Below are 9,522 nucleotides of genomic sequence, written 5' to 3'. Positions count from 1 at the left end.
GCCCCCGCCCCCGCCCCCGGAGAACTCGTTCGACTACACCGCCAGCAACACCAACAGCGCACAGCAGAACACCACCAATCACACCATCGCGCTGACGGCGGGCCAGACGCTCACCGTCGCGACGTGTGGCCTCACGGGGACGCAGTTCACCGGTGACACGTGGCTGCGCCTGCGCAACCCCGCCGGCACCGAGGTGGCCACCAACGACGACTCCTGCGGCGGCCGCGGATCCAGCATCACCTTCACCGCCACCACCGCCGGCAACCACGAGGTCCGCGCCGGCTGCTACTCCACCGGGAGCTGCACCGGCCGCGTCGTCTGGGAAATCTCCGGCGGCTCAGGCGGCCCCACCAGCGGGAGCTTCAACTTCAGCGGCAGCAACACCAACAGCGCGCAGCAGAACACCACCAACCACGACGTCGCCATTGCCGCGGGCAAGAGCATCACCGTGGCCACCTGCGGCGTGACAGGCGCGACCTTCACGGGCGACACCTACCTGCGCCTCTTCGCCGGCGCCACGCAGGCGGCGGTCAACGACGACGCGTGCAGCGGCCGTGGCTCCAGCCTGACGTACACCTCGTCCACGGCCACCACCCTGCAGATTCGCGCGGGCTGCTACTCCAGCGGGAGCTGCACCGGCACCGTGGTGTGGAGCATCCAGTAATCCCCACGCAGCAGCGTTGAACCCCCGGGCCCGAGCCGTGGCAAGCGCCACCGCTCGGGCTCGCGGCGTCAGTAGGCGTTCTTCGACAGGAAGCCGCCCAGCGCCGTGCGCACGAGAATCTTCAGGTCCATCAGCAGCGACCAGTTCTCGATGTAGTACAGGTCGTACTCGATGCGCTTCTCGATGCACGTCTGGCCGCGCAAGCCGTTGATTTGCGCCCAGCCGGTGATGCCCGCCTTCACCTTGTGCCGCAGGTGGTAGCGCGGAATCTGCCGCTTGAACTCCTCGATGAAGACGGGGCGCTCCGGGCGCGGACCCACCAGGCTCATGTCGCCGCGCAGGACGTTGAAAAACTGAGGGAGCTCATCCAGGGAGTACTTCCGCAGGAAGGTGCCAATCACCGTGCGCCGCGGGTCGTCCGGGCAGGCCATCATCGCGCCGCCGTGCTCGGCGTCGATGCACATGGTGCGGAACTTGAGGATGGGGAAGGTGCGCCCATCCATGCCCATGCGCTCCTGGCGGTAGAGCATGGGCCCGCGGCTGGTGAGCCGCACCGCCAGCGCGGTGGCGGCCATGAGCGGTGCGGTGATGAGGATGGCCAGCAACGAGAAGAGGATGTCGAAGGCCCGCTTGGCCACCCGGCTCCAGCCCTCCATCGGGTCGCCCTGGAGACGGATGATGGGCAGCCCGCCGAACTCCTCCAGGCCACCATAGAGGGTGATGTACTGGTACAGATCCGGCACCACGCGCACGTCCACGGTGCGCAGGGCCAGCTTGTCCATCAGCGCCTTGACGTGGGCGTGGCCCTCCAGCGGCAGCGCGAGGATGACCTGGTCCACCGGGTGCGCATCCAGCACCTCGTTCACCTGATCCACGAGCCCGATGACGCGCACGTCATTCACGTACTGGCCCACCTTCTCCGGGTGCAGCGTCAGCACGCCCATCACCCGGAAGCCCAGCTCGCGGTGGTGCTCCACCGTCTCGATGACCCGCTGCCCCAGGTCCCCCGCGCCGATGACGAGGATGGACTTGAGGTTGTGGCCCCGGCGCCGGATTTCACTCACCAGATAGCGAGTCACCAGCCGGCTGCATGTCACCAGCGCGAACGCATAGACGATGAAGATGGCCAGCGTGAGGCGCGAGTAGCGCTCGCGCACGAAGTACGTCACCGCCACGAGGATGAGCGCCGCGGTGATGGTGGACTTGAATACCTCGAACACCTCGCCCGTATTCGTCCGGGAACGGTTGGTGCCGTACAGGCGTGACTGGTGGAACGTCACCGGGAAGATGACGAGCACCATCAGCAGCGAAAAGAACGAGTCCGTCCAGGGAGGAATCCCCTCCGTGACGGGCACGATGCCGGAGAAGCGCGTGGCGTACGCGAGGACGAATGCCAGCGCGAGCATCACCATGTCGGCGACGACTTTGATCGACGTGTAGAAACGCTGGAGACGACTGAACACCGAAGTACTCCTGTGGCGTAATCAACGGGTGGCCACCCCGGTGCAAGACTCGCGCCCTCGTCATCCGGACACGCAGCTTGCCCATCACCGTTTGATAGCCGCGCTTGCTAGCACGAAAAAATTCGTGAAAACAATGGGTTGCGACTGCCCCGCCCCCCCAGCCAGGGGTGGTGTCCACCTGTTGCCCACAAAAGACCAAGACAGGAGCGACAGCGAAGTCACAGTCCCGCTGCGGGGCCTGGGGAATCTGGCAACACCTCCCCCAGCACCGAGCGAATCTCTCGAAGAATGGCACTTTGGAAATGCGCGCGACCGAAGCGCTCGGCCTGCGCGCGAGCGGCTTCAGGCCGAAAGCCTGCTTCCCATTCGTCGAACCGGCGCACGGCGGCGGCGAGCGATTCCGGTGTCTGTTCTGAGAAGAACATTCCCGTCCGCGCCGTCACCGTCTCGAGCGCGCCCCCCTTCCCGTAGGCGATGACGGGCCGGCCCGCCGCCTGGGATTCCAGCGGGGTGATGCCGAAGTCCTCCTCGGGCGTGAAGATGAGCGCGCGAGCGTCTCGGTAGAGCGTTGGGAGGGACGCATCCAAGACATTGCCAAGGAAGCGGATATTTTCAGGCAGGTTTCCGGCGCCCAGGCGCGCGGCCTCCTGGCCCGCTCCCACCACCCAGAGCTGTGCATCCAGGCTTCGGAACGCCTCCAACGCCACGTCCAATCGCTTGTACGGCGCGAAGGCCCCCAGCCAGAGGAAGTAGCCGCCCTGGCCTCCGCCCTCTAGAGGGACCTGGGCGAAGCGCTCTAAGGAGACGGGCGGGTGGATGACCGATGCCTCGCGGCCCCAGAAGCGCTGCACCTTGGCGGCGATGTGTCGGCTGTTGGCGATGAAACGATCGACCCCGGCCGCCGTCCGGCGGTCCCACCGGCGCAACCAGGGCCGGACGGCATGGGCCGCCGCCCGCACCGGGAGGCCCGTGCGTCCGGGTCCGAAATAGTCGTCGAACAAGTCCCACATGTACCGCATGGGCGCATGCACGTAGCTCAGGTGCGGCGTGCCCCGCGGCGTGCGCAGGCCCTTGGCCACGCAGTGGCTGGAGGAGAGGACCAGGTCGTACTTCCCCTGGAGTTGGAGGGACTCGATGGCCTTCGGCATCAGCGGCAGGAAGTGCCGGTAGCGCGCGTGGATGCCGGGGATGTGCTGGAGGAAGGATGTGAAGATGCGGCGGGACTCGATGGCCGGCGACTGGGAGCCCGGCTTGTGGATGAGCGTGTAGATGTCCGCGTCTGGCAGGACTTCGCAGAGGGCATCAAGGACGCGCTCACCACCTCGGTGGGTAACGAGCCAATCGTGGACCAGGGCAACCTTCACGGCACGGCTTCTAGCACTGGGTGCGCGCGGCGCGGCAAGCGTCGATGAGGCCTCGCGTGCCCGCCCGCCCCCCATGGAGGCCGCGCGTGTGGTACGCGGAGGCCGTGGCCCACGTCCTCCTCGACCTGCGCATGGTGCGCGGCCGGCTGCATGGGATTGCCCGTTACGCCCTGGAGCTGGCGCGGCGGATGCCCGTGCTCGCGCCCGACCTGCACTTCTCCGCGTTGGTGCCCCCCGAAGGGCTCGCGCCCGACCTGGGTGAGCTGACGCCGCGCATGCCGCTGCACCGCGCGCTGGCCGGGTTTCTTTCGCCCCTCGAGCAGCCGGCGCTGGCGGCGGACCTGGTGAAGCTGGCGCCGGATGCGTTCCACGCCACGTCCTTCTCACTGCCCCTCTTCTGGAACGGGCGGCTGGTGGCCACGCTCCACGACGCCAATCACCTGGCGCTGGCGGACCAGTACACGCCGGCCCAGTCCATCTACTACCGCGTGGTGGTGGGTCCTCGCGCGAAGCGGGCCACCGCGCTGGTGACGGTGTCCGAGTTCTCGCGCGACGAGCTCGCGAAGCACCTCAAGCTGTCGCCCTACCGCCTCCAGGTGATTCACAACGGGGTGGATACCCGCTTCCAACCGCCGACCCAGGCCGAGGCCACCGCGTTCCGCGAACGGTACGAGCTGCCAGCGCGCTACGTGGCGGCGGTGGGCAACGCCAAGCGCTTCAAGAACCTGGCGCTGCTGAAGGATTTCGCCGGGGAGCTACCGGTGCCCGTGGTGCTGCTGGCGGGCAAGGGCGCGGTGGCGCACGAGCTGGGGCTTCACGAGAACGTGGTCGATTTGGAGGAACTGCCCGAGGACCAGATGCCGCTGTTCTACGGCGCGGCGGCGGCGCTGCTGCTGCCCTCGCGCTACGAAGGCTTCGGGCTGCCGGCCCTGGAGGCCATGGGCGCGGGCTGTCCGGTGCTGGCGTCGGATACGACGGCCCTGCCCGAGGTCGTGGGCAACGCGGCGTTGAGACTCTCCCCGGACGACGCGGCGGCGTGGCGTGAAGCGACGCTGCGCGTGCTTCGCGACGACGCGCTGCGCCGGGAGCTGGTGGAGCTGGGCCGGGAGCGCGTGGCGCGCTTCACCTGGGACGACTGTGCCCGGCGCACCCTGGCCGTCTACCGCCGCGTGCTGGAGTCCCCGGCGCCCGGAGGCTCGCGCGGGACGCCTCGCCGCTAGGGCGTGGACCTGGACGCGCCTTCCATCTCCAAGAGCCCCTGACGGGCCTCCCGGCCGCGCAGGCGTTCACTGCCCTCGCACAGCCCCAGTCCCCAGATGAGCGAGAAGGACAGGTACACGCTGGAGTGGAACGGCAGGTAGTGCACCAGCGCGAGGATGTGGAAGCCCACCCAGGACAGCAGCGCGCCCGTGGCCGCGATGGAGCCCTCGCGGTAGCGCCGGATGAGGGCGCGCCCCAGCAGGGCGTGCATCGCCAGCATCAGCAACAGCCCCACCAGGCCCGTCTCCGCCCACACCGTCAGCCAGAGGTTGTGCGAATCAGTGGCCAGCAGGTCGGTGATGCCCGTCTCGTCCTGCGTGGCCAGGGCCGCCGGCTTGTGGTTGCCGAAGCCCACGCCCGTCAGCGGGTACTCACGCACCAGGCTCCAGCCCACGGCCATGGCGTGCTCGCGCTCTCCGCCATAGATGTTGCCCAGCGCCTTCTCCAATCGTGTGCGCCAGGCCGGGCTCATGGAGACGACGGCCACCAGCGCGAACAGGAGCGCCAGCCCCATCTTCCGCGCGGAGCCCTGGACCAGCAGCAGCAACGCCACCACGCTCACGAGCAACGCCGCGCCCAGCGCCGCGCGCGCGAAGGCGTTGTAGATGGAGATGAGCATCCCCATCACCACCGCCCCCGCCAGGATGCGCCGCCGCGCCTGGTCCGCGCTGCCCAGCACCGACAGCGCGGGCCCGAGCGCCGCGATGGCGCCGTGCGCGAAGCGAAGCCGGTGGGAGAAGAAGCCCCCCGCCGCGTAGCGCGGAGACTCCTCGGTGCCGAAGTTCTCGTGCAGTCGCCCCAGGTTGAGCTTGAGGAAGGAGGGCAGCTCCACGGACCAGCGCACCCGGTTCTGGAACATGCCCAGCAGCGCGGCCAGCAGCCACCCTCCCGCGAGGACGCCCGCCAGCAGCAGCCACGGCACGCCCACGGCGCCAATGCACGCGGCCGCGGCGCCCGCCACCGAGTCCAGCACCTGGCCGTACCGCGCGCCGCGCGGCCACGACTCCGCCGCGCCCGTCAGCAGCGCCACCGCGGGCGACGCCGCCTGCCACAGGCACAGCACCCCACTGGCCCCGACGTAGGCGCGCACGTCCGGCGCCAGGCGGAGCCGCCCTCGCACCAGCAGAATCAACGCCAGCAACACCGCCGCGCCCGTCGCCACCTGGAGGACGACCTCCGCCAGCACCAGGCCCACGGTCCACAGCACGAGCACGGCGTTGATGGCGCGGCGCCAGCGCAGGTCCAGCGGAAGCTCGGACGCGGTTCCCATGAGCGCGGACACGCTATCTCACCAGCAGCGAACGCCGCGGCAGGTGCAACCGGCCCTCACGCTGCAACCACACGGCGCCCGCGATGAGGCCCAGCAGCACGGTGGGCGTCCACGCGGCGACGCCAGGAGACAACCGCTCCGTGAGCACCAGGGTCCGGCACACCATCATCAAGCCCCACATCGCCACCGCCGTCAGCAGGCCCTCGATGATGGCGGCCGTGAGGTGCCCTCGCCGGTTGGCGCGCAGGGCCAGCCCCACCCCCAGCAGCGCCGCGGGGAACGCCGCCATCGGGTAGGCGAAGCGGTTGTGCAGGGCCAGCTCGAACTGCTTCGTCGCCAGGCCCACATCGCGGCGCGCGACAATCTGCTCGCGCAGCTCGGATGCCCGCATCTGCTCCGGACGCCCTGGCCGGATGCGGAACGCGGTGACGGCCACGCCCAGGTCATACTCCGCTTCCGGGAGCTGCCGTACGGCCGTCTTCCCCTCGCCGTCGAAGGTGCGCTCCACCACGTCCGTCAGGCGCCAGCGCATGCCCTCCACCGGGAACATGCCGGATGCGTCCAGGCGCCGCTGGAGGTCGAAGGACTCCGTCACCGTGAAGACGGACACGTCCTGGAAGCCCTCCTGCGCGCTGCCGCCCCGGAGGAAGAAGATGTTGTCCCCACGCCGGAACCACTGCTTCGGCGTGTAGTAGAAGCGCCAGTCGCCCCACTTGTTGAAGCGCTGGGTGGTGATTTCGTCCACGCGCCGGCCGGAGTACGTCGCCACCCGCTCGTCGAAGGCCACCAGGCCCACGCAGGCCACGAACGACGCCACGAGGATGGGCAGGTACAGCGCGGACGGGCCGAAGGTCAGCGCCCGGATGGCCGTCACCTCGCCCTGCTTGCGCAGCGCGGACACCGTGGTGCCCGCGGCCAGCAACAGCGCCGCCGGCCCCAGCTGCTGCACCGACATCATCGCCTTGTAGAAGTAGAGCTCCGCCGCGTCCCGCACCCAGCCCGGGCCCGTGTACAGCTTCGCGCGGTCCACGAAGTCCACCATCACGAACACCAGCACCAGGCCCCCGAGGATGCCCAGGGCGAAGCGCAGGTACGTGCGCAGCACGTAGATGAAGAGCGTCCCCCTCACTTGACCGTCCCCGAGCGGCTCACCCGGTACAGGGCCACCAGCCCCACTGCGACGAACATCAAATTGGCCATCTGCCCCGCCAGGCCCACGGGCATCTGGCCCTTCTGCCCCATCTGCTCGAAGACGCGGCTCAGCAGGTAGTAGAGGACGTAGCCTCCCAGCGTCAGCAGGTAGCCCCACGCCCGGCCCGACTGGCGCCGGCCCATGGCCAGCGGCGTGCCCAGCAGCGCGAAGGCGATGGGCGCCAGCGCGCTCCCCAACCGGCTGTGCAGCGCCATCCGGTACATGCGCGCATCCTCGCCCTGCGCTTCCGCCTCGCGCGCCGCCTCCATCAGTTCGCCGGGCGTCAGCTCCTCACGGGAGAAGGAGAAGCGGCTGCGCTTGCCCATGGAAGTGCCCACGCCCACGCTGATTTCGGCCTGGTCGAACCGGATGATGCTGTACTCCTCGGTCTCGCGGCCCGCGGAGCGGTGCACCTCCCCCGCCTCCAGCGCGAAGCGCAGCACCTCGCCGCTGGTGGACGTGCCCACCTGCCCCCGCTGCGCCAGCACCAGCAGCGGCGAATTCGCCTCCCGGTCGTCATGCAGGAGCACGTTGGTCCACTTCCCGTCCGCGGACACCTGCTCCGCGTACAGCGTCAAGTTGCTGAGGTCCTCGTAGAAGACGCCGGACTTCACATCGCCCACGGCGTTCTTCCGGATGACCTCGCTCACCAGCACCTTCAAGCCCGCCAGGCCCCAGGGCTGCGCCGTGGAGGTGATGACCAGCATCAGCACGCTGAGCGCCACCGCGATGCCCATTGGAGCAGCCAGCAGGCGCACCGGCCCGATGCCCAACGCCTGGAGCGCAACCAGCTCCCGGTCCTCGCCCAGCCGCCCCAGCCCCAGGAGGATGGCCAGCAGGAAGGCGATGGGCAGCGCCATCATCAGGAAGTGCGGGGCCAGGTACGCCAGCAGCCGCGCCATGTCCACCAGCGTCACCGACGAACCCAGCAGCACGTCGGTGCCCCGCAGGAACTGCATGACGAAGAGCAGCAGGAACATGAACGCCACCCACACGCCGAGCGGGACCAGCAGCTCCCCGAGCAGGTAGCGCGAAAGGCGGTTCACGGGGCGGCCTTTATCCCTCGCGCGCCGATGTCCCGGCGGAAGTGCATGCCCTCGAAGCGCACGGCCGCCACCGCCGCGTAGGCCCGCTCACGCGCCTGCGCCAGGTCCTCGCCCCGCGCGCACACCGTCAGCACCCGGCCTCCGGCTGTCACGACGCCGCCGTCGCGCGCCTCCGTGCCCGCCAGGAACACCATGGCGTCGGGTGGCACCGCGTCCAGCCCTTCAATCCGCTGGCCCTTCTCCGGCGCGTCCGGATAGCCCCGCGCCGCCAGCACCACGCCCACCGAGGCACCAGGCGCGGACACCAGCGTCCGCGGCACGAGCGTGCCTCGGGCACACGCGTCCAGCAACGGCAGCAGGTCCTCCCCCAGTTGCATCATCAACACCTGCGTCTCCGGGTCACCGAAGCGCGCGTTGAACTCCAGCACCTTCGGGCCGCCGCGAGTGAGCATCAGCCCCGCATACAGCACGCCCCGGAAGGGAATTCCGCGCCGGCGCAACACGGCCAGCGTCGGGGCGACCACGCGCTCGCCCACCTCGGCGAGCTGCGCGGCGGACAGGAAAGGCGCGGGGCTGTACGCGCCCATGCCGCCGGTGTTCGGCCCGGTGTCGCCTTCGCCCACGCGCTTGTGGTCCTGGGACAAGGGAAGCATGGCGTAGCGCTCGCCATCACACAGCGCCATCGCGGACACCTCTTCTCCCTCCAGCAGCTCCTCCAGGACCATCGTCTGGCCCGCCACGCCCATGGCCCCCACGGCGCGCACCGCCGCGCGCGCGGCCTCCACGTCGTGGGCGACGATGACGCCCTTGCCCGCCGCCAGGCCATCCGCCTTGACGACGATGCGACCCTGCTCCACCGCGTAGGCTTCCGCCGCCGCCATGTCGGTGAAGGTCTGGAAGGCGGCGGTGGGCACGCCGGCCTCGGCCATGATTTCCTTCGCGAAGGCCTTGGACCCCTCGATGCGCGCGCCCGCCGCCACGGGCCCGAAGCAGGCAATGCCCGCGTCGGCCAGCGCGTCAGCGACCCCCGCGACCAGCGGCGCCTCTGGCCCCACCACCACCAGGTCCACCGCCTCGCGCTTCGCGAACGCGGCGACTTCCTCCGGTGCGTCCGCGCGCAGGGCCACGTTGGTGCCCAGCTTCGCCGTGCCCGGGTTGCCCGGACCGCACAAGAGCTGGGTCAACAAGGGGCTCTGCGACAGCTTCCACGCGAGCGCGTGCTCACGGCCACCGGAACCGAGCAGCAGGACCTTCACATCCACC

8 protein-coding genes are annotated in these 9,522 nt (G+C 69.7%); 2 read left to right on the top strand and 6 right to left on the bottom strand.

Annotated elements, in window-relative coordinates; translation table 11 throughout:
- Positions 1–664: PPC domain-containing protein (locus FMP39_RS24315; protein ID WP_194858543.1), on the top strand; the 664-nt coding region annotated here is incomplete at its 5' end.
- 68 nt (positions 665–732) lie between these two features.
- On the opposite strand, the gene wbaP is transcribed toward FMP39_RS24315, so the two are convergent.
- The gene (gene wbaP / locus FMP39_RS24310) at positions 733–2,127 is read right to left on the bottom strand and encodes an undecaprenyl-phosphate galactose phosphotransferase WbaP (protein WP_141592610.1); all 1,395 of its coding nucleotides are present in this window, start codon (positions 2,125–2,127) and stop codon (positions 733–735) included.
- A gap of 218 nt (positions 2,128–2,345) precedes the next feature.
- Positions 2,346–3,491: a glycosyltransferase gene (locus FMP39_RS24305; protein WP_141592609.1), complete on the bottom strand. Its 1,146-nt coding sequence runs from the start codon at positions 3,489–3,491 to the stop codon at positions 2,346–2,348.
- A gap of 86 nt (positions 3,492–3,577) precedes the next feature.
- Here FMP39_RS24305 and FMP39_RS24300 point away from each other — a divergent pair, with 86 nt between their 5' ends.
- Entirely contained in the window at positions 3,578–4,711 is a 1,134-nt protein-coding gene (locus FMP39_RS24300) for a glycosyltransferase family 1 protein (protein ID WP_228558293.1), read from the top strand.
- Here the strand turns inward: FMP39_RS24300 and waaL are convergent.
- From waaL to purD, 4 genes are read right to left on the bottom strand one after another with little or no spacing between them, the layout of a single operon-like run.
- On the bottom strand, positions 4,708–6,033 hold the full coding sequence (gene waaL / locus FMP39_RS24295) for an O-antigen ligase WaaL (RefSeq protein ID WP_141592607.1): 1,326 nt from the start codon (positions 6,031–6,033) through the stop codon (positions 4,708–4,710). The two genes, FMP39_RS24300 and waaL, sit on opposite strands and share 4 nt — an antisense overlap.
- 1 nt (position 6,034) lies before the next feature.
- A complete protein-coding gene (locus FMP39_RS24290; RefSeq protein WP_141592606.1) occupies positions 6,035–7,150 on the bottom strand; it encodes an LptF/LptG family permease in 1,116 nt (371 codons plus the stop codon).
- On the bottom strand, positions 7,147–8,259 hold the full coding sequence (locus FMP39_RS24285; protein WP_141592605.1) for an LptF/LptG family permease: 1,113 nt from the start codon (positions 8,257–8,259) through the stop codon (positions 7,147–7,149). Before FMP39_RS24285 ends, FMP39_RS24290 begins: the two co-directional genes overlap by 4 nt.
- Positions 8,256–9,521 (bottom strand): phosphoribosylamine--glycine ligase, encoded by a 1,266-nt coding sequence (gene purD / locus FMP39_RS24280; RefSeq protein WP_141592604.1) that lies wholly within the window; start codon positions 9,519–9,521, stop codon positions 8,256–8,258. Before purD ends, FMP39_RS24285 begins: the two co-directional genes overlap by 4 nt.
- Position 9,522 lies beyond the last annotated feature (1 nt).

Origin of the sequence: Myxococcus sp. AB056, from assembly GCF_006547365.1 — a bacterium.
GTDB classification, from domain to species: Bacteria; Myxococcota; Myxococcia; order Myxococcales; family Myxococcaceae; genus Myxococcus; species Myxococcus virescens.
Note: the sequence above shows the minus strand (reverse complement) of the source record. Positions and strands in the feature narration are given on the sequence as shown.